This is a genomic window from Puniceicoccus vermicola, from assembly GCF_014230055.1.
GTDB classification, from domain to species: Bacteria; Verrucomicrobiota; Verrucomicrobiia; order Opitutales; family Puniceicoccaceae; genus Puniceicoccus; species Puniceicoccus vermicola.
Window position 1 is genome coordinate 26,601 of the sequence record NZ_JACHVA010000083.1, and the last position, 19,294, is coordinate 45,894.

The following is a 19,294-nucleotide window of genomic DNA, read 5'->3' on the forward strand; positions in this document are numbered from 1 at the left end:
CCTCCGATCAATGATGGTGACCGCCGAATGAGCCTTTGCCCATTTCCGCTTTCAGGGAGATCGCATTGTCGACGACAATGGATTCGCCGGCCTGCAAGCCCGCGAGGATCTCCCAGGAATCCGCGTCACTCCGGCCAAGCTGAACCGGTCGAGACTCAAACCCTTCCTCACCCTGAACAAAGACCACGTTCCCCTCCTCCATCGTCAAGACGGCAGAGCGAGGCACGATCAAGTCGACCTGAATTTCAGCCACCTCGATCCGTCCTTTGACAAACTCACCGGGCCTCCATACGCCTTCTTCATTGTCCACCACGACTCGAGCCAACCCGGTTCGCGTGTGCTCATCCACGGTCGGGGCGAGATAGGCAATCTCACCCCTAAAGTTGGTTCCGTTGTGATTCCCCTGAACTTCTACGGGCAACCCCTTGCGCACCTCTCCCAGATAACGTTGATAGACTCGAAGATCGGCCCAGACCGTTGACAGATCCGCCACGGTGAACAGTGGAACCCCGGATCCGACAGTCTGACCGGGGGTCAGGTCATACTCGACAATCATTCCGTCAATCGGAGCCTTCACGTCGAACGATACCAACGTCTCTGCACTTTCGAGACGCGCCAGTACCTGTCCCTTCTTCACCTCGTCAGCAAGACGCACGGAAATCGAGAGGATCGTTCCCGCATATTGGGGCGTCACGTAGGCAATCTTCTCCCCATTGAAGCCGATTTCTCCCGGCAGAGTGATGTAGCGATGAAGAACCCCCTTAGACGCCTCCGCCAGTCGAATTCCGAATTCTTCCTGCACCTCGGGAGAAAGCGAAACCATCTCCTCATGGTCGTCATGCCCTTCTTCCCCGTGGGCATGCTCCTCTTTATTCTCCCCAGTACCATGCCCTCCGTGCTCATGGTCTGAATGGTCGCCGTGGTCATCATGCTCAGCCTCCTCTCCTTCGGCATGGTGCTGGCTTTCCCCGGCCTCCGATTTATGGTGCTCCGGTTCGGCGTGATCGTGGCCACCTTCGTGCCCGAAACTGGGAGATGCGACGAGAAGTCCAGCCAATAGCAGCGTCTGGAGACGGCGGTTCAAAAGCGAAAACAGTGGGTGGGTCAAAATCTTCATGGTGAAAGTTCTAAATGGTTTCATTGATTCAGGGTCGCGGGACGGGTCAGGTTCTCGATCGCAGTTAGGGCCTCGGCATACCGGCCCAAGGCTTCTAAGTAGGATTCCCGGAGCGCAAACAGCTCTTGGCGGCTATCGATCACGGCCACCTGTGTAAACTGTCCTCGGCGATATCCCTCTTCAGCGGCTTCCAGGGTTTCCCGAGCTGCGGGAAGAAGATCCGCCTCAATACTGCGGGCATCGGCATAGGCCGCATGCAATTGCCGCCAGCTGTCGTTCAACGCGAGGAGCAATTCCCTGCGACGGGACTCCCGCTCGTATTCTACGGATCGCAACGCGGCGCGGGCAGACCGAATGTTGCCCTGATTCCGGTCAAAAAGCGGCCAGGGTACCGCCACTCCGGCGACAAACCCGAGATTCCCATCGTCTTCATTGTAGTAGCGGGCGCCCCCATACACCTCAATGTCCGGCGTTGCCCTCGCCTCTTCCAGCTCCAGTGCGGCCTGCCGCTGCTGCCGATCTGATTCGAAACGCTTGAGAATGACCGTTTCCGGCAATACCGCCGCCAGCTCCTCGATCGAAGGAATCTCCTCCTCCAAAACGATCTCACCCTGCACTTCAAACTCCGGCGCGGGGACCATCCCCCACAGCGAAGCTAAATCCGCCCGCGCCGACTCATAGTCCCTCTCGGATTGGCGTAAAAGAAACTCCTGGCGCCTCACGGCGAGAGTGGCCCGCGTCTCCTCCACTTGAGGAGAACGAGCATTCTGGACCAATCCCTGAGTCTCACTCAGGCTTCGCTCCGCCAGCTCAAGCTGCTTCTCCCGCAACGCCACAGACTGCTGAGAGAGGAGAACCTCAACGAAAGCCTTTCGAACCTCCGCCTCGATGTCGGACTCCAATTGTTCGGCCTCCCAGACAAAGGATGCCAACCGCTGGCGCTCGAGCTCCGTTCGGAGTCGGCGCTTGTCGGCTGTCTCAAGAACTTGGGTCACTCCCAGAGTGACCTCTAGGGCTTGAACGCCGCTCACCGGACCGGTGCCGAGAAAATTCTCGGCCTCCGCACCGATCACCGGATTCGGACGGACCCCTGCCTGCTCTACCTGCCCATCCGCGGCATCGCGCCTCTCGGCGACTAGGTCGTAGCGTGGATCGTTATCCAGCGCCAATTGGAGGGCTTGTTCGAAATCAACGGGTTCAGCCCCGATCTGCCCGAAGGTGCTTGCCGGGCTTGCGCCGAGGGCAAAAAGTAAATGTAGAAGAAATCGTGTGTTCTTGGAAAAAAGTTTGGGTCGATGCATGAATCATCCTGATTGAAAAGACACTGCACTCACCCCGCACATCGGGGGAGCGATCTGACGGCTCACGATGAACCGTCCCAGCGAATATCGAATCAGGATTGATCAGAGCCGAAGCTGCACCGACGGCATTACCTCGACAGCCACAACGAACTCATAAGCATGGATCCCCTCACGAGCTTTGGAGGCCGCACCCAAGAGGGAAGATGCCAAGTCACGCTTTGAATCCGCGAAAAGATGATCGGGCAAAATCGACTCTCGAGGACCTTCCACCCAAAACCGCTCTCCGGGAACCGGGGAGAAATCCAAAGTGTTCAGCACGATGTCGTCGCAATCGGATTCCTCCACATCACAATCCTCCTCCGTCTTCGGGGAGTTTGCATGATCTACATCGGAATGCTCATGATCGCGGCTATCCGCCAACTTCAGATGAGTCTCACCCTCGTCATGCAGGCAGAGCAACAATGTCTCCGTTCCACCCAGAACCGAGTTCAGAGTGAAAAGCATGAGAAGCACTGCTGATTGAAAAACTTGCACAGCGCAAAGGCCAATCGACATCCCGGACGGATGTCAAGGGTTCTTGAAAACTGAGAGGTTCAGGAGAGGATTCGAGGCACCGTGAGATGGGGGCAGCTGCGCCGCTACAAGGAGTAGCCGCTCAGCTTTAGCTCCGCGGTCCTGCGGTTTCGGAAGGTCTTGCTCGGGTGCCGCTCGGAAAATACGCGATGGGGGCAGCTGAAGCTGCTCCCCTACCTATTTACGTCACAGTGATTCCGCCAATGGTCAGTTAGGCAACGCACAATGGCGCACCTCGGTGAGTATAAAGCAATCGACTCTGATCCCCTTACATTCGCAGAATCCGGGTTGGGCCAACCCGCGCTATCTTGAGGGGCATGGCGTTCGGGACACAGGCTGGCAGCCTGAGGCTGCTTTTACTGCTCGCATCAGCCGTTCGGTTTCCGTGCGAGTGCGGATCAGACTTAAACCCGCTAAGTCAGCTTAGTTTCAAAGTTGAGCGTTTGACAGACCGCGATTGAGAGAGCTGGAAGCTCTCACTACTTTCGGTCTGGCTTTGGCGTAGACATAGGGCATCGCTTCTGTTCCAAAATCTTCCTCGATTCGAATGACCGAACTATCTACATGTTGGCTTTGTGAACGAGATATCGCAGATGCTCTCAGCGTCTGCCAAATCCCGATTCGAAAAGGATCAACGGCGCTGGCGGCGGCGTAGGGTCAAAAGTATTCCAACACCGCCCAACAGCAACCCTGCACTGGCTGGCTCAGGAATGAACGAACTCTCGTCCAACAGAGTGACGGTCAAAGTCTCGCCGCCCCCGACCTGGATGGTGGGAGTAAAGTCTGAATTGGCGAGAAAGTCCGAAAACTGCTGGGTATAAACATCGTCGAAATAGTTCTGAAAGACGTTGGCCCACTGATTGTAAAATTCCTTATCCGACGACCATAGGTCACCATAATACTCAGAGGTCATTTTCTGCCATTCCTCGCTGGTGTCGTCACCGTAAAGATCACTACCGATAAAGCCGAAGGAAAAACCGGCCAAGAGATCTCGCGTAACTGTGGCGAAGACATCATTACTGCCCGTATTGCCACTCCCTGTCGTGGCCGTCTCCCCACTTGTCTTCTTAAAACTATAATCGTAGTCGAGGACCGCCTGGTAAATGCTCTCAGAAAATGCCTCCACATCCACATTCGAAGTCAACGTGAATGAATCAATTTTCGTAGTCGAAGTGTTGACGTCAGTGCTACTCCCTTCGATCTTTAAATCGCCGGTAGTTGCATCGTAGGAAATCGAGGAAACGGTATATGTTTGAGCCTCGAAACGAACGTTCGGTGGACTTGCTTCACCGCTGTAGGTATTATCGATTTTGATCGATGTGACCGGAGAAGCGCTTGGGAACGTATCGCTCAAGTAAGCTGCAAAGGACGGGTATTTATCGACAACCGATCCGTTCGCGCCGGATCCGTTCGCGGGACTAATCACCCGAGTAATCGGGCCCGCAGCCGTATAGCTCGTGCTATTACGCACCACTGTGGTGTTGCTACTGGTGCTATTCGTTGAGCTCGTCAGACCCGCGAGATCGTTTCGGAGCTGGGATAGGTTGACCCCTGCCTTCGGCGTCCCCCGTGTCGAACTCGTGTTGGCCGCATCGGTGCTGTGAAGTTCCACCGGAAAAGAATAGTAATTGATGTAGGTGATATCCGGTGCAGCTGAGGTAGCGGAACCGGAAAATTCCAGAATCTGATACTGGTCTGTATTGAAGTTAGTAGGGTTGGGAGCCGTGGAGCCAATACTGGAATTACTCAGATACATATTCCCGGACCAGTCCGTCGGCATGTTGTTGATGGCCGTGCCGATCATGCTATTGGAGACCTTGTAAGAGGTTCCGGTCGAAATGCTTTGCCCTCCCGACCAGCTCGGGGCCGAAGAAAATTCAGCGCCGAGAAAAGTCACCCACAGATCGGAAAGCCCAGTGTTGTTATTGACAATATCCAACTTATACTGATCGGCTGCGGAGGCTGGTAGGAGTTGGAGAGAAAGGGCCAGACAACCAGCACCTAGAGAGCGGGAGAGATAAGTCATGAGAATGAATTCATAAAAAGAACGTCGCTATATTTCAATCAAAATCTCGGACGCAGCAGATATGATTCGTCTACGCCGTAGGACTCGGCCCGGACCGCAACAGCTCACGTCTCCCGTCAGGTTACTCTCTCTTGAAAAAAGACCTGCCATCTTCGGGAGGAACCTCCCAGCACTTGCGGTATCGATTTGGTCGAGGCTCAGCAGACGCATTGCGGCCAGATGTTAGGCTCTCATCGAAAAGGGGGCCCGCTCCAATTAAATATCTCTCGCCAAGAATATCGAGATCACAGCGTATTTTCGACCGAAACGTTGAGCAGCAACCCTCGGAATGCCGATCCTACGCACGAGAGCTGGAAGCTCTCGCTACTCTCGCTAGGACAACGGAAATATCCAATTCTCATCGAATCCCCTGCTTCAACCTTTCTCTCAGCAATCTCGGTTGGCTTAGTGTTCTCCCGGGGAAACAGCTTTTGAAACACAGGCAGGCAGCCTGTGGTACTTTTGTTCCCTTTCTTGGAAACGGATTTTAGATGGCCACGGATTCTTGTTCATCCGGTTCCACCTCTCTGCAACCGCGATTGAGAGAGCTGGAAGCTCTCACTACTTTGAATAGGGGATCAGCTAGAGGTCCGGTGGCTTTCCTCATTTCGCGCCTCGACCTGAGCCCCTTGGAACGAGTAGTACCTTCCTATGAATGGATCGAAGAACTTCCTTCTCGTCATTATCCTGATCCTCGCGCTTCTGCCCTGGGGCTTCCTGTTTGTTCTGCTTCAGTCCGAAGACGGGGCGAAATTGCTGGGTCTGGACGGACTGGCCGCGGAAAATTCGGGCGTGAGTCAAGAGGATGCCGACGAGATGGAGGCGGTGATCTCCACCCAAAAAGAGAAAATCCTCGAGTTGGAGGACTCCCTCGCCCAAGCCCAGAATGGCGCGGATCCGATCATCTCCCAGACAGATCTGGATGAGCTGCAGGATTCTCTGGAACAATTGAAACTGGAAAACCGAGAAGCGGAGAACGAAATCCAACGCCTCCGGGCAGAATACAGTTCGGCGCTCTCCAAGGTTGTCCAAATGAAGACCGAGCAACTGGCTGCAGAAGCCGTTCAACCGCCAGCCCTACCCCAGCCCGCGCCCGCGCCTTCTCCCAGCCCAAGCCCCCAACCCACACCGAAATCTGCGCCAGCCGCGCCCGCGGCGAATTCCACTCCGCAGAACTCGGGAGGTTGGATTCTGCCCCCGCCGAATTGACACCCCGCACGGACAGAACAAGGTAAATCATGGCCAGAAAACCAGGCGTTCTTCTTCTCAACTTGGGTTCTCCCGCATCCACGGATGTATCGGATGTGCGGAAGTATCTCGGGGAATTCCTAATGGACGGGCGGGTTCTGGATGCGCCCAAACCCATTCGATGGATTGTGGTCAACGGCTTCATCCTCCCCTTCAGACCCAAAAATTCCGCAGCTGCCTACAAGCGAGTGTGGACCGACGAAGGATCTCCGCTGATCGTTAAAAGCGAAAAAGTGCGTGAACTTCTCGACTGCGAAGACTGCCCCACTTTTCTCGCAATGAACTACGGCGAACCTTCGATCGACCAAGAGATTGAGAAAATCAAGAAACAAGGAATCACCGACTTGTTCTTGATGCCGCAATACCCGCACTACGCCATGTCGAGCTACGAGACGGTCGTCGCCAAAACCATGGAAACGCTGCGGGAAAAGGCACCTGAGATTCAAACCAAGCTTCTCCAACCCTTTTATCAAGACGAGGACTATCTGGGTGCTTTGGAGACGGTCATCCGTCCCTATCTGGAGAAAAAGCCGGACCTCGTTCTCTTCTCTTTTCACGGAATTCCCGAGCGCCACCTGCGCAAGACGGATCCCTCTCACGCCCACTGCCTGGAAAGCGGGGACTGCTGCGAAAACTGCCACCCGGCCCATGCGACCTGCTACCGACACCAGTGTTTCACCACGGCCCACAAGACGGCGGCTCGCCTCGGCCTCGCTCGAGACCAGTATCATATCTCCTTCCAATCCCGCTTGGGTCGCGATCCTTGGCTCACGCCGTACACGGATAAGACCCTGGAAGAGCTCCCTGGGAAAGGGGTGAAACGGCTCTTAGTCATCTGCCCGGCTTTCGTTACCGACTGCCTCGAGACGCTTGAGGAAATTTCCATGGAAGGAAAGGACTCCTTCCTCGAATCCGGGGGAGAGTTCTTTGTACAAATCCCCTGTCTCAACGACCATCCTGCCTGGATCGATGTCCTTCGTAATCGCATCGATTCTTGGCGCAATCAAACGGTGGCATCCGCCACTCCTTCGGCCTGATTTTTCCCGTGAGCGATCCGGACCGATTCCTCGTCTGGCTTTCGATGGCCGCATACGGGCTCGCCGCCCTTTACGGAATTGTGCGCCTACTCCGCCGGAAACCGGGCACTCGCACCGTAACCTACCCCCTCATCTTCGTCGGGTTCCTGCTGCAGACCGCGGGACTTTACCTGCGCGGCATGCAGTACGGTGCCTGCCCTCTGGGCAACACCTTCGAGGTCGTCCAATTCATTGTCTGGTCGACGACCTTTCTCTTTCTGGTCATCGGGCCCGTCTTCCAGGTTCATCTACTCGGGACCGCTACCGCGGCTCTGGTGACTGCGACAGGGTTGATATCCCTCTTGGTTCCCAATTGGGACTATCCGCACACTTCGACGCTCTTCGGGGGCGATCCCCTCATCGAATTCCACGCCGCCGTCTCCATCTTCAGCTATGGAATTTTCGGTCTGCTCTCGACCGTCGCCATTCTCTACCTGATCCAGTACAATGCTCTGGAACGTAAATGGCGCTCGCGGATCTTCGCTCTCCTGCCCTCTATCGTCAAACTGGACAACCTCGCCCGCCGACTCCTTTCCGCCGGCATTCTCGTTCTCACCCTCGCTTTCCTTTCCGGGCTGATGGTTTGGTTCGACGAAGCGTGGGAAGCACTTCACTGGAAACTTCTCACCGTGGCCATCCTCTGGCTCGGTTACGGTGTCGTTTGGATCATGCGGCTCCGGCAGCGTTTTTCACCCCACCGCGCAGCGATCTGTTTCCTCACTCTTTACCTATTCGCCCTCTTCAGTCTCTGGCCCGTCAGTCGATCGCACGATTCTAAAGATCAAGAGTCCCCGCCCTCGACTGAACATCTGACTCCTCCCACCAGCAAATGAGTCTGCCGAGACGATTGCTCGTCCTCGGAGTTTCCCACCATCGCACTCCGCTGGACATTCGAGAGCTTTTTTCGCTCTCGCAGGACGACGTGCGCAATCTCGCGGAACGATTACTGGCAACCGAGGAGATCGACGAAGTCGTTCTTCTCAACACTTGCAACCGCGTAGAAGCCTACCTTTCGGGAGAATCGGAACCCGACCCAGAAAAAGTCCTCGGGGCCATGGCCGAGGTAACCGGACAGCCTCTCGACCTCCTCCGCAAACTGCACTACTCCTCCGGCAACAGTGACATGCTCGTGCACCTCTTCTCTGTGGCTTCCGGACTGGATTCCCAGATGATCGGCGAAACTGAGATTCTGGGCCAAGTGAAAGAATCGCTCACCCGGGCCCGCAAGGAGAAATGGGTAGGCAAGACCATGGGCCCCCTCTTCGAACGATCATTTCAGGCGGCAAAATGGGCCCGCACCCACACCGGAATTGGCCAAGGACAGGTCACGATTGGCAATGTCGTCGTCGACCTCGTCACACGCGTTTTCGGTGACCTCGTCAGCCCCCGCATTCTTCTCGTCGGCAGCGGAGAAGTTGCCGAAAAGACCGCGCAGAGCCTCGCCAGTCGCGGTGCCCGAGACATCACCGTCACCGGTCGATCCTTCGACCGGGCCGAAGCCCTGGCACGAACCTTTAGCGGGGCCGTCGTCCCCTTCGAAACCTTCCGCGCCAACCTTCATTTCTACGACATCATCATCTGCTCGACAGCCTCACCGGAACCCCTTCTCACCACCGAAACGGTCCGCGAAATCTCCGGAAAACGTCGTTACGCCCCAATCCTCCTCGTCGACGTCGCCGTCCCCAGAGACGTCGAGCCCTCCGTAGGCGCCCTCAACCAAGTCTTCCTCTACAACATGGATGACCTGGCCGACATCGCCAACGAGAACCTCCGCCTCCGCGAGCAAGAAGTGGAAAACTGCCTCGCTGAACTCAAACGACGCGCTTGGCGCACCTGGCTCCGGTCCGTACGGAGAACCCTTTTCACCAAACTCTCCCCGAAAGTTCAAGAGCCCAAGGGTTCCGGGAACTGACAACAAGAGAGAGGGGACTCAAGAAGTTGAGCCACAGACTGATTCTCGTTTCATATCGTTTATGGTCTACGAGAAAGGAAAAGGAAGAACGACTTCATGACCGTGTGCCTCCGGTGTCTCGCAAGTTTAATCCTTTCCAGCTTGATTCTTATCAATCCTCCCTATCCCGTTGCCATTGCTACCGTATCCGCAATATCGTGGTTGATCGCGGCAATGATGATTTTAATCCGAACAAGTGGAAGGGTTACCTTGAAGGGGACAGGATCTTTCTCCGGTCAGGGTTCTTTATTTTTGCCGGAATAACGACACTCGTATCATTCTTAATAGTAACGCTAGAAACCTAGACGCAGAAAAGACGGTTTCGGAAACCTGATAGGATCTCCCGGAAAACTCTAAAATCCAACAGGACGGGGATCCCCACCTATTGGATTAGCTGATCTCATCATTAGACAAAAAGAAAGCCCTCCCATCGTTCGTAGTGAGTTACACCGCCATCATCTCCATACTCATATTGCCATTTATGCTGGCAATTACTGTGGGTTCAATCCTACTGTGGAGAGCGTTCATGAGATCCGAGGTCCTGCCTGAAGAGCTTGCTTTGGCTGCAGCGTGGGGCTTCATCGTTGGCAGTCTGATTTGGTTGGGAGTATTCCTCAGAGGAACGACGCTTCTAGGCTTTGGCGCACCGTGGACATGGATAACAGCCGCCCATTTTGCATTTGCTGGCTATGGAGCACTAACCGTCACCTCTCTCTCCTGCCGCATCGTATCCAACGAGCAAGCGCTGAAAGTCCTTCGCGTACTCCTGATTGCACAGCCAGTAACCTATTTCGTAACAGCAGCCGGCATTCTTGGTTTTCGCTACTGTGACGAGATTGCGGCAACGAGTTACGCGAGCATATTTGCTGTGCAACTGGGCGCGGTTGCTCTCGGACAACCTGATCGTATCGCCCCTGCTCCCAGGTTACTAGCTCTTGTGGCTTTGAGTGTGCCAGTAGTAACCATGGTACCAGCGTTAGCTTGGGCATGGGGCAGCCCAGTCTTCGACATATCAGGAATGGTTCGTTACCATGGCATCGTGAATGCAATTGGCCATGTTGGACTCGGACTCGTGGCCTTTGCTTGGGGGCGCCCACCCTCACATTCACCAATACCGGACGTCAAATAATTCGATGAAGATCTTTAGCTATCACCTCATAGAGACCACTCCATCAACCACTCTTGGAGCCATTTTCAGGCCACCCACGAGGCGCAGAATCATTGGTTTACGTCATGCGGAATCCATGACTGCAATGACGCTTGGATCTCCCATACTGTCCTCTGCGCGCATGCAATTGCGAAATCTCGCAGTGTTTGCATATTGGGAGAATGAGGAGGCTTTGGACGACTTTCTGAAGGCCACCAAACTTGGTAGAAAATTGTCTGAGGGTTGGCATGTGCGTTTAAAATTCCTGCGCCAATGGGGGCAGTTCTCTAAATTTGGAGATCTCCCCGAGAAAGTTACTGATGCTGATCCAGCCCAACCGATAGTAGCAGTAACGCTCGCGCGATTGAAGATTCCTCAGCTCAGGAGATTTATCCACTGGGGGAAGCCAGTGGAAGAACAAGTGCGAGATCACCCGGGAACGACGTTGGCCATGGCTGCGATACGTCCCCCTCGCACATTCAGCACGTTTTCGATATGGAACTCACAACGTGAGATGACTGATATGGTTCACGGCAGGGACTCCTTTCCCAGGGCAGATCGGCACTCGAAAGCAATGTCTGAACGTAATCGAAAAGACTTCCATTATGAATTCACCACGTTTCGCTTCCGAGCGATTGCTGAGCACGGGACATGGAAAGAGAAGAGTAACTTTGTTCCGAAAATAGAAACGCCTATCAATTAATTCGGAGGAACCAACGCACTACCGCACGTGAGGCTCCTCGAACGCCCCAAAATACAATATTCAAAGTCGCCACCTAACTCCTTTTTCTACTGCTTCTATTCTCAACCGCCGAACGTCCTATGACTGAACTACCGATGTATGCTGGCCAGCACGCCCCGGTCGTTGATAGAAATCCAGAATCCAGCAGGGACGCTGGGGAACATGGATGTCCACTCCATCGGAGCGCGGTGCTTTAGCTCGCGCTTTCCCTACGTTCTTGTGGATGCGTGCCCAGGCTGAAGCACTGCGCTCCCGATAGTCCGGGGCAAATTGGATCGTTTCGTGCCAAAATTCCCCGCCCTTGTCGTTACGCCCATCCAAACTGTTTCTCATTCTCATCCTTGACTCTCCGAATCAGGAAATCAGACTCAACGGCCTCAGCAGCATTCACTTGCACTATTTTGATTCCGACAGTAGAACAGTTCATCCCCTTCAACACTGCTCATGAAGCTCGCAGGACATAAAGGTCGTCAAGCATTCACGCTTTTGGAGGTTATGATCGCCCTGGGCATCATGGCGATGGCGCTAGCCTCTGCCTCCATTTGTCTTCGCATGGGGATGATGCAATACGACACGGCCCGCTCGACCAACTACGCAACCCAGATTCTCCAAAATGAGGCCGAACGTATCAGGCTTCTCAGCTGGTCTGAGATCGAAAATCTTCCGAGCGCTGCCCGATTTTCTCCCATTGATCGAAGCAATAACAAATATCAGTTCAAGCGGATCCTCGAGAACTACAACGGATCTGATGACATCAAGAGAATTTGGCTCATTGCCAATTGGAAAGGGCTTAAAGGAGAACCACACCAGCTAAAGATCACCTTCAACTACGCCAGAGACGGCGCATTCGACTATCTCTATGGATCCAACAGCTGAGCCGCAGGTTTCTCCGACGCTTGCGGCGGATTCTTCGCGCAGCGACGGATTTACGCTCGTTGAGATGATGATTTCGACTGTCATCCTTCTGATGGTGGTTACCGGAGTCCTCACGTTCTTTCTTTCCTTCACCGAGGCGGGGCTGCGAATGGGATACTACTCTGACCTCGAGCGCCAAAACCAGCGAATCTATCAGTATTTTTCTCAAGATATTCGAGATGCAGAAAGCCTATCGTGGACGGATAGCCAAACCCTGACCCTCATTAGCAAAGGGAAGCAAACGACTTACACCTTTGACCCGGATGCGAAAACTCTAACTCGGCAAGAAACGGGCGAACCCCTGCAGGTGATCGCTGAAGATATCGAAGAATTCGAATTCTCGGCGTACGACCTCCTCGGCAATAGTATCAAACTGTTCAACAACTTAACGACGGCGAATGCAAAAACCAAGATGGTCGGGTTCTCGGGGAGTGCCGTAAAAATCCACAGTGGCATCGAGGACTCGACCACCCAGATTCAGTCTGCAGTCTACATGATGCGCAACAAAACCGAATTTATTCCCTAGGGCATGAACAACTCAAAAACAGGCAGTGCTCTCCTCGTCACCGTGATTTTCACGAGCATCTTAGGACTCATCGCGATCCCCACGTATCTCAGCCTGAGCCGGAATACCCTTACGCTCGCCAACCGCACTCACTATAATGCTGTCGCCGTTAATCTGGCCGAGGGCGGTATTGAGTACGGTGTTCACACGATCCGAAACACATCTGTAGTTCGGAATGCATGGAGTGGGTGGACAACTGTGGACGGGGACGCCTACAAGAAGCTCCCTGAGACAGACTACGTTGGGAACATCCACGGAGAACTCTCGGTCTACGTCATCGGCTATGATTCGGATTCTCCGGAAGTGCTGTCCAAGGCAACGATTCACTTGGGAAACCAACCGCCTATCGAAAAATATATGTATGCCGATGTCCGCTCGAACAGCACCCGCGGCCTCTTCGCCTATGGCATGCTGGTCAAAGACTATATTCATGCGGAAGGAGGCGTCGAGTTCGACAGCTGGATCTCTGATCCCGACGGAGATCCAAATACTCCCATCCAATTCTACGCCGACCACCTTTCGCGCGACTCGGTTGCAATCGCCACGGTGAGCACGGAAGACGGAGCGATTCGGTTGGGCAGCTCCGATGTCTACGGAACCGCTGCGGTCGGGAGTGGAAGCTATCGCGGTCTGGATGTCGGCTGGGGCGGCCAAGTCGGTCCACGAGACCCTCACAAATGGCACTGGTCGGACAAAGAATACCTCTGGGCCAAAGATCCCCCAGGATGGAAGGTGTCGACTAAAACCGGAGCTCTGACCACTGGATTTACCGCGTCCTTTGAAGATATCTCAGTCGGAATCACCACTCCCCGTTTCGATCTGACCGATCCGCGTGCCCGTTACCGCCTCCCCTACACCTACGAGAAAGAGGTCAGCAATGGCTATTCGACCTGGAAAGAGAATGTCTATATCGATGAGGAGACTCTCGGTTCGCCAGGCCAGAGTTCGGTCCTCGAACTCCAGGATCTGGAGGTAAAAGCGGGAGCGACGTTGCGAATCGAGGGCGATGTCACCGTCTACCTGCCGACCGAGGAAGTCACCTCCATGAAAGTCATTGAAGGAGGAGAGATCGAGCTCGCTCCTGACGCGACCTTGACCGTCTACACCGCTGGCGATGTCGACGTCACGGGGGCGGGGCTCTTCAGCCAAGTCGCCCCGCAACAACTTCAACTCTGGGGAACCGCCCCCGAAAGCCAGCATTTTAACTTTCTCAACAATGGCCAGTTTAGCGGGATCATCTACGCCCCGAAAGCTAGTGTCCGCGTCACTGGCGACTCGGATATCTATGGATCCATCGTGGCCAACGACGTTACCATGACCGGGAGCGGTTCGTTCCGCTACGACGAGTCTCTCGCCGACTACATAGGTCATCATTCCACCCCTGGCCCGCCGGAAGTTAACTTTCTGGAAGAGCTGACTGGAAGCGAACGCCTCCCCTACGTCCAGAAGTTTGAAGCGGTGAGCTTGTAATACCGAATTTAGGAGCTGCGAAAGATGACATCCCGGCCTCCTACCGAAGTTGGGAAGCCCTGAAAAAGTTGAGGGGAGCGCGGTGCTTCAGCCCGCGTTTTCGGAATCTCCTTTTGCATATGCACGCAGGCTGAAGCACTGCACCCCCGAAAGACTGAGGAAAATAGGATCGTTTCGTCCCAAAACTCCCCTTTCTTGCAGTTACACCTCAGGTCACCCATGCCCGAATTCAAACCATTGCCAAACGCCGAAAAATTTCTCAATTTATTCAGCTTCTGATGCCCAAATCCCCTCAAACTGTCAGTATTGAAGCCGAAGGCCTCGGCAAGTCATTTGGCGACCTCACCGCGGTTGAAGAGGTCTCGTTTACGGTCAAACCGGGGGAGGTCGTCGGGTTCATCGGTCCAAATGGAGCGGGGAAATCGACGACCCTGCGGATGCTGACCGGATTCCTCCGCCCCTCTACGGGGAAGGCTCGGATCGGTGGCCACGATGTCCTCCGCAAACCGGGCGCGGCGCGGCGTCAGTTCGGGTACCTGCCCGAGACCGGACCACTCTATGGAGAGATGACGGTAATCGAGTTTCTTCACTTTGTCGCCGGAGCCCGGGGCATGGACCGGCTCGCCCTTGATGGAGACCTCAATCGAGTCCGGAAGATCTGCCATTTGGAGAAAGTGTGGCACCAAACAATCGAGACGCTTTCGAAAGGATACCGGCAGCGCGTCGGACTGGCCCAAGCGATCCTTCACGATCCTTCCTGCCTCATCCTCGACGAGCCAACCGATGGTCTTGATCCCAACCAGAAACAGGAAGTGCGCGATCTCGTGACCGAAATGGGAAGCGAGAAAGCCATCCTCCTCTCCACCCATGTTCTGGAGGAGCTGGAGGCAGTCTGTGACCGGGTCATCCTCCTCCACAAGGGATCGGTTCTCCTCGACGAGTCGATCGGGGCAATGCGGAAGCGTCATCCCCTCTTCGGCAGCGTGAAGGTGCGGGTGGCCGAAAGCGACGCCGAACGTGCGCCGGCCGTGTTCAAGAAGCTGGAACCGTTCGTCAGCAAGATCGACCGCCAAGGCGAAGACTTCCTGCTCTATTCCCGAGATAAGCGAAACGTCTCCGAAGCAGTTCTGGCGGTCATCAAGGACTCGGGACTGGATCTGCGGGAAGTGGCCCCGGTCATCCCCCGACTCGAGGACGTTTTTCAGGAGCTGACACGGCCCACATCCAATTTCACGGAGGAGGACGAATGAGAGCAGTATTTCTACGAGAATTTTATGGCTATTTCCGGACTCCGGTCGCCTGGGTTTTTCTCTCAGTTTTTCTGATCGCCAGCGTGGGTCTCCCCTGGTTCCTCGGCGACTTTTTCGAGAGTAATGATGCCAGCCTCCGCATTGTTTTTCGTTTCCTCCCGTGGATCTATCTCTTCCTGATCCCTGCGGTCGGGATGCGCCTCTGGTCGGAGGAGAAAAAGACCGGGACCATCGAGCTCCTTCTCACCTATCCGGTTTCTCTGAATCAGGCCATTTTCGGGAAGTTCCTTGCCGGATGGCTGTTCATCGGTCTCGCCCTTCTCCTCACGTTTCCGATGCCCCTTACGGTCGCCTATCTCGGCAATCCCGACTGGGGCGTGATGGCCAGCGGCTACCTCGGAGCCTTCCTCATGGCCGGGGCCTATCTGGGAATCTGCTCCGCCTGCTCGTCACTGACCGCGAATTCGGTCATCAGCTTCGTTCTCGGATTGATGGCGTGCCTCCTCCTCGTCCTCTTGGGTTGGAACGTCTTCGGAGATCTCCTCCTTTCGCTGAGTCTCCCGGTGGCCGCGGTCGACTTTCTCGGTGGGTTTGGCATCCTCCCGCGCTTTCAACCTCTGATTGACGGCATCCTCACCCTCGCCGATCTCGTCTACTTTCTCTCAATCGCCTTTTTCGCCCTTTGCCTCAACCGAGTCGTCCTCAGCCGATGAACCTCGCCCGCAAGATCTTCCTCGCCGTCCTCTGCATCCTCGCACCCCTGGTCGTAACCTACCTCGCCCAGCGAGTCTCCTGGCGCATGGATTGGACCTCTGAGGGCCTCTACTCTCTCTCCCAACCCAGCCGGGACATTCTCGAGCAAATCGAGGAGCCCATTGAATTTACTCTCTACTACACGCCGGATGTAGAAGACATCCCCGCCAGTATTCGCAACTTTGCCCAGCGCGTGAAAACGATGCTGTACGAATACACCAAGGCCGCCCCCAATCGGATCACGGTGGACATCGCCAATCCGGCGCCCGATACCTTGATCGAGGAAGAGGCTGTCGGCGCAGGACTTTCGGGTCAGCGGATGGCGAACGGGGAAGTTCTTTATCTCGGGCTCGTAGCGAAAGGAAACGGAGGCGAACGGGTGATCCCCTTCCTCCTCCCGGCACGCGAACCCGCGCTCGAATACGACCTCTCCCGCCTGATCCTCGACCTCATTCATCCCGAGAAGCCCAAGATTGGCATTCTGACCTCCCTCAACCTCTGGGGCAAGGAGGCTAACCTGGTCCAAGGCGTGCGAGCCGAGCCGCCATCGATCCTCATCCAAGAACTCCAGCGGCTCTTCGAAGTCGTCCCGCTCGGGCGACGCGGAGACATCCCCGAGGATCTGGATATGATTGCCCTCATTCATCCACGTGGCGTCTCGGACCAGATGGCCTTTGCCCTCGACCAGTATTTTCTCGCCGGAGGTCCACTACTCATCGCCGTCGATCCCTCCTCGGCCGAAGTTCGACGCACCCACCCCAACCGCAACCAACTCAATGGGCTCGGGGGTCCGACCGAATCGGATATCCCCCAACTCCTCTCCGGCTGGGGGATCCAATACAACTCGCGACGCGTCGTCGGCGACTTCGAGCTGGCAACCAACGTTCGCCTCTCAGCAGAGGAACCGGAGCTGCCCCATCCCCTTTGGCTCACCTTTCGCGACCCAGAGAGCGAGACACCAGCGACCACTGGGTTGAACGAGATCCTCCTCATCGAAGCCGGATCCTTCACCGTCGAGAATCCGAATCTCCGGGTGACCCCGATTCTCGAGACCACCGCTCAAAGCGGTGAAATGATGGCTTCCTCGGTGCCAATTACCGGGGTCGAGAACCTTCCCCAGCAGATTTCTCCCGACGGCCGCAGTGAGTTCATTGCCGCGCTCCTCCAAGGGGTCTTCCCCACAGCCTTCCCCGACGGCGAACCCTCCGAGAATAAAGAAGACGACTGGATTCGCCAACTCGAGGAGGAAGAGGATCCGTCCCTAAAGCAATCGACCGGAGAATCCAATCTGGTGATCGTCACCGACACCGATCTCTTTACCGACCGCTTCGGCACGGAAACCGTCCGCTACCTAAGCCAACAAACCACCCGTCGCTCCAACGACAACCTGGCTTTAGCGGTCAACCTCTTCGAACTTCTGGCCGGAGGCAACGAACTCGTGGAGCTCCGTGGCAAAGGCACCGTAGCTCGCCCCTTCCTCCGCGTCGAAGACCTAGCGGCCCAAGCCCGCGTAGCCTATGAGAAACAACTCAGCCAATTGGAAGAGGAGCTCATCTCAGTTCGCAACGACATCCGCGGCTTGGAATCAGAATCTACCGACGAAGAAAAGGAAATCTCTCCCGAGGCCGAAGCCGAGATTCAACAGCGATTGCAGGATTTCCGGGAAAAGGAAGTGCAGCTGCGCCGCGAGCAACGGGAAATCCGTAAAGAACTGCGCGAAGAAATCCGCCGACTCGACCGCACCCTCGTTCTCATCAATCTCCTCGTCGTCCCCGGACTCATCGCCCTGCTGGCGCTGCAGTATTTTCTGCGTCGCCGACCGGGGAAGTAAGGCAGGTGATTACTCGGCGCTGGTTCGCTGATAGAGAACTGAGGCACCCCTGCCAACGAGCCAGAACCCCTCCGCTTCCTATGGAAGCACCTCCCCTGCAAGCAGGAGAGGAGTCTGAGACAGACCTGAAGAATATTGGACGTCCGGAGAATCAAACTCCCCTCCTACTCGTAGGAATGGGGGATCCCGCGGACGCGGGATGGGGAGGTTCTGGCTCTTCGCATTTCCGGAGAAGCTCTATTCAAAACGGGGCACCCCCGCCAACGAGTCTGAACCCCTCCGCTTCCTATGGAAGCACCTCCCCTGCAAGCAGGGGAGGAGTCTGAGAGAGGGAAGCCAACGATGAGCCTTTCGTCGCAATAGACAGCCCCCTCCTCCTAAAAGGAAAACCGGAGCCTCTGAGAATTTCACCCCGTCTCTCGGGTTTGGCCCCGACCCTTCTCCCTCATGGAAGCCAGGGATATTTGGAGAAATCGGGCTTCCGCTTTTCGATGAAGGCGTTTTTGCCTTCCGAGCCCTCTTCACTGAGGTAGTAGAGGAGAGTTGCGTTGCCGGAAAGTTCTTGGATCCCCATCTGACCGTCGAGCTCGGCGTTGAAGGCCGACTTGAGACTGCGGATGGCGAGAGGACTTTTCTCCATGATCTCCCGGCCCCATTGAAAACCTTCGGCCTCGAGTTGATCGATGGGAACCACCTTGTTCACCAACCCCATCTCCATCGCCTCCTCAGCATTATACTGACGGCAGAGATACCAAATCTCCCGTGCCTTCTTTTGGCCCACGATCCGGGCGAGATAACTCGCACCGAGTCCACCGTCGAAGCTTCCCACCATGGGGCCCGTTTGACCGAAAATCGCGTTGTCAGCGGCAATGGTGAGGTCGCAGACCACATGGAGGACGTGGCCACCGCCGATGGCATAGCCCGAGACAAGAGCGATCACCACCTTGGGAATCGAACGGATTAGTTTTTGCAGATCGAGAACGTTCAGGCGTGGCACCCCACCCTCGTCGACATAACCGGCCTGACCCCGGATTTTCTGGTCTCCTCCGGAGCAAAACGCGTATTTCCCATCGGTGTGGGGGCCCGCTCCGGTTAAAAGAATGACACCGATGGTCGGATCTTCCCGGGCATCGAGAAAGGCCTCATACATTTCCTGCACCGTCTTGGGGCGAAACGCGTTGCGCCTTTCGGGGCGATTGATGGTCACCTTGGCAATACCTTCTCCCTTGTGGTAGAGGATATCTTCAAATTCGCGGGCATTCTTCCATTCCATCTCTCCGGTTTAGCAAT

General features: G+C 55.5%; 18 protein-coding genes. 12 read left to right on the forward strand and 6 right to left on the reverse strand.

Annotated elements, in window-relative coordinates:
• Window positions 1–7 precede the first annotated feature (7 nt).
• From H5P30_RS10770 to H5P30_RS10785, 4 genes are all read right to left on the reverse strand, one after another.
• On the reverse strand, window positions 8–1,117 hold the full coding sequence (locus tag H5P30_RS10770) for an efflux RND transporter periplasmic adaptor subunit (RefSeq protein WP_185692956.1): 1,110 nt from the start codon (window positions 1,115–1,117) through the stop codon (window positions 8–10).
• A 20-nt stretch (window positions 1,118–1,137) separates the two neighbouring features.
• Complete coding sequence (locus H5P30_RS10775; protein ID WP_185692957.1) at window positions 1,138–2,418, reverse strand: TolC family protein; 1,281 nt, start codon at window positions 2,416–2,418, stop codon at window positions 1,138–1,140.
• A 102-nt stretch (window positions 2,419–2,520) separates the two neighbouring features.
• The gene (locus tag H5P30_RS10780) at window positions 2,521–2,973 is read right to left on the reverse strand and encodes a hypothetical protein (RefSeq protein ID WP_185692958.1); all 453 of its coding nucleotides are present in this window, start codon (window positions 2,971–2,973) and stop codon (window positions 2,521–2,523) included.
• Between the two features lie 649 nt (window positions 2,974–3,622).
• Window positions 3,623–5,017, reverse strand: a complete 1,395-nt coding sequence (locus tag H5P30_RS10785) for a PEP-CTERM sorting domain-containing protein (protein ID WP_185692959.1) — start codon at window positions 5,015–5,017, stop codon at window positions 3,623–3,625.
• Window positions 5,018–5,707: 690 nt separating this feature from the next.
• On the opposite strand from H5P30_RS10785, the gene H5P30_RS10790 reads away from it, so the two are divergent.
• From H5P30_RS10790 to H5P30_RS10815, 6 genes are all read left to right on the forward strand, one after another.
• Entirely contained in the window at window positions 5,708–6,265 is a 558-nt protein-coding gene (locus H5P30_RS10790) for a hypothetical protein (protein WP_185692960.1), read from the forward strand.
• Window positions 6,266–6,294: 29 nt separating this feature from the next.
• Window positions 6,295–7,341 (forward strand): ferrochelatase, encoded by a 1,047-nt coding sequence (gene hemH / locus H5P30_RS10795; RefSeq protein ID WP_185692961.1) that lies wholly within the window; start codon window positions 6,295–6,297, stop codon window positions 7,339–7,341.
• Window positions 7,299–8,213, forward strand: a complete 915-nt coding sequence (locus H5P30_RS10800) for a cytochrome C assembly family protein (protein ID WP_185692962.1) — start codon at window positions 7,299–7,301, stop codon at window positions 8,211–8,213. The genes hemH and H5P30_RS10800 overlap by 43 nt, the downstream gene beginning before the upstream one ends.
• Window positions 8,210–9,292: a glutamyl-tRNA reductase gene (hemA, locus tag H5P30_RS10805; protein WP_185692963.1), complete on the forward strand. Its 1,083-nt coding sequence runs from the start codon at window positions 8,210–8,212 to the stop codon at window positions 9,290–9,292. The genes H5P30_RS10800 and hemA overlap by 4 nt, the downstream gene beginning before the upstream one ends.
• 478 nt (window positions 9,293–9,770) lie before the next feature.
• Complete coding sequence (locus H5P30_RS10810; protein WP_185692964.1) at window positions 9,771–10,460, forward strand: YndJ family transporter; 690 nt, start codon at window positions 9,771–9,773, stop codon at window positions 10,458–10,460.
• Window positions 10,461–10,464: 4 nt separating this feature from the next.
• Entirely contained in the window at window positions 10,465–11,181 is a 717-nt protein-coding gene (locus H5P30_RS10815; RefSeq protein WP_185692965.1) for a hypothetical protein, read from the forward strand.
• A 117-nt stretch (window positions 11,182–11,298) separates the two neighbouring features.
• Here H5P30_RS10815 and H5P30_RS10820 read toward each other — a convergent pair whose 3' ends face one another.
• A complete protein-coding gene (locus tag H5P30_RS10820) occupies window positions 11,299–11,553 on the reverse strand; it encodes a hypothetical protein (RefSeq protein WP_185692966.1) in 255 nt (84 codons plus the stop codon).
• Window positions 11,554–11,664: 111 nt separating this feature from the next.
• On the opposite strand from H5P30_RS10820, the gene H5P30_RS10825 reads away from it, so the two are divergent.
• The 6 genes from H5P30_RS10825 to H5P30_RS10850 all read left to right on the forward strand — a co-directional run bounded on the left by H5P30_RS10825 (window position 11,665) and on the right by H5P30_RS10850 (window position 18,004).
• Window positions 11,665–12,096 (forward strand): type IV pilus modification PilV family protein, encoded by a 432-nt coding sequence (locus tag H5P30_RS10825; protein WP_185692967.1) that lies wholly within the window; start codon window positions 11,665–11,667, stop codon window positions 12,094–12,096.
• Window positions 12,080–12,661 carry a PulJ/GspJ family protein gene (locus H5P30_RS10830; protein ID WP_185692968.1) on the forward strand — a complete coding sequence of 194 codons (582 nt, stop codon included), beginning with the start codon at window positions 12,080–12,082 and terminating at the stop codon, window positions 12,659–12,661. Before H5P30_RS10825 ends, H5P30_RS10830 begins: the two co-directional genes overlap by 17 nt.
• 3 nt (window positions 12,662–12,664) lie before the next feature.
• The gene (locus H5P30_RS10835; RefSeq protein ID WP_185692969.1) at window positions 12,665–14,170 is read left to right on the forward strand and encodes a DUF7305 domain-containing protein; all 1,506 of its coding nucleotides are present in this window, start codon (window positions 12,665–12,667) and stop codon (window positions 14,168–14,170) included.
• A gap of 278 nt (window positions 14,171–14,448) precedes the next feature.
• Entirely contained in the window at window positions 14,449–15,420 is a 972-nt protein-coding gene (locus tag H5P30_RS10840) for an ABC transporter ATP-binding protein (RefSeq protein ID WP_185692970.1), read from the forward strand.
• Window positions 15,417–16,133 (forward strand): ABC transporter permease subunit, encoded by a 717-nt coding sequence (locus H5P30_RS10845; RefSeq protein ID WP_185692971.1) that lies wholly within the window; start codon window positions 15,417–15,419, stop codon window positions 16,131–16,133. Before H5P30_RS10840 ends, H5P30_RS10845 begins: the two co-directional genes overlap by 4 nt.
• On the forward strand, window positions 16,130–18,004 hold the full coding sequence (locus tag H5P30_RS10850; protein WP_185692972.1) for a GldG family protein: 1,875 nt from the start codon (window positions 16,130–16,132) through the stop codon (window positions 18,002–18,004). The genes H5P30_RS10845 and H5P30_RS10850 overlap by 4 nt, the downstream gene beginning before the upstream one ends.
• 445 nt (window positions 18,005–18,449) lie before the next feature.
• On the opposite strand, the gene menB is transcribed toward H5P30_RS10850, so the two are convergent.
• Window positions 18,450–19,277, reverse strand: a complete 828-nt coding sequence (gene menB, locus H5P30_RS10855) for a 1,4-dihydroxy-2-naphthoyl-CoA synthase (RefSeq protein ID WP_185692973.1) — start codon at window positions 19,275–19,277, stop codon at window positions 18,450–18,452.
• Between the last annotated feature and the right edge of the window lie 17 nt (window positions 19,278–19,294).

Excerpts from the sequence above, each read along its gene's own strand:
- H5P30_RS10820 (WP_185692966.1), bottom strand. The coding sequence starts at position 11,553 with ATGAGAAACAGTTTGGATGGGCGTAACGACAAGGGCGGGGAATTTTGG.
- menB (WP_185692973.1), bottom strand. The coding sequence starts at position 19,277 with ATGGAATGGAAGAATGCCCGCGAATTTGAAGATATCCTCTACCACAAG.
- H5P30_RS10770 (WP_185692956.1), bottom strand. The coding sequence starts at position 1,117 with ATGAAGATTTTGACCCACCCACTGTTTTCGCTTTTGAACCGCCGTCTC.
- H5P30_RS10775 (WP_185692957.1), bottom strand. The coding sequence starts at position 2,418 with ATGCATCGACCCAAACTTTTTTCCAAGAACACACGATTTCTTCTACAT.
- H5P30_RS10785 (WP_185692959.1), bottom strand. The coding sequence starts at position 5,017 with ATGACTTATCTCTCCCGCTCTCTAGGTGCTGGTTGTCTGGCCCTTTCT.
- H5P30_RS10790 (WP_185692960.1), top strand. The coding sequence starts at position 5,708 with ATGAATGGATCGAAGAACTTCCTTCTCGTCATTATCCTGATCCTCGCG.
- H5P30_RS10850 (WP_185692972.1), top strand. The coding sequence starts at position 16,130 with ATGAACCTCGCCCGCAAGATCTTCCTCGCCGTCCTCTGCATCCTCGCA.
- H5P30_RS10780 (WP_185692958.1), bottom strand. The coding sequence starts at position 2,973 with ATGTCGATTGGCCTTTGCGCTGTGCAAGTTTTTCAATCAGCAGTGCTT.
- H5P30_RS10840 (WP_185692970.1), top strand. The coding sequence starts at position 14,449 with ATGCCCAAATCCCCTCAAACTGTCAGTATTGAAGCCGAAGGCCTCGGC.
- H5P30_RS10835 (WP_185692969.1), top strand. The coding sequence starts at position 12,665 with ATGAACAACTCAAAAACAGGCAGTGCTCTCCTCGTCACCGTGATTTTC.
- hemA (WP_185692963.1), top strand. The coding sequence starts at position 8,210 with ATGAGTCTGCCGAGACGATTGCTCGTCCTCGGAGTTTCCCACCATCGC.
- H5P30_RS10830 (WP_185692968.1), top strand. The coding sequence starts at position 12,080 with ATGGATCCAACAGCTGAGCCGCAGGTTTCTCCGACGCTTGCGGCGGAT.
- hemH (WP_185692961.1), top strand. The coding sequence starts at position 6,295 with ATGGCCAGAAAACCAGGCGTTCTTCTTCTCAACTTGGGTTCTCCCGCA.
- H5P30_RS10845 (WP_185692971.1), top strand. The coding sequence starts at position 15,417 with ATGAGAGCAGTATTTCTACGAGAATTTTATGGCTATTTCCGGACTCCG.
- H5P30_RS10815 (WP_185692965.1), top strand. The coding sequence starts at position 10,465 with ATGAAGATCTTTAGCTATCACCTCATAGAGACCACTCCATCAACCACT.
- H5P30_RS10825 (WP_185692967.1), top strand. The coding sequence starts at position 11,665 with ATGAAGCTCGCAGGACATAAAGGTCGTCAAGCATTCACGCTTTTGGAG.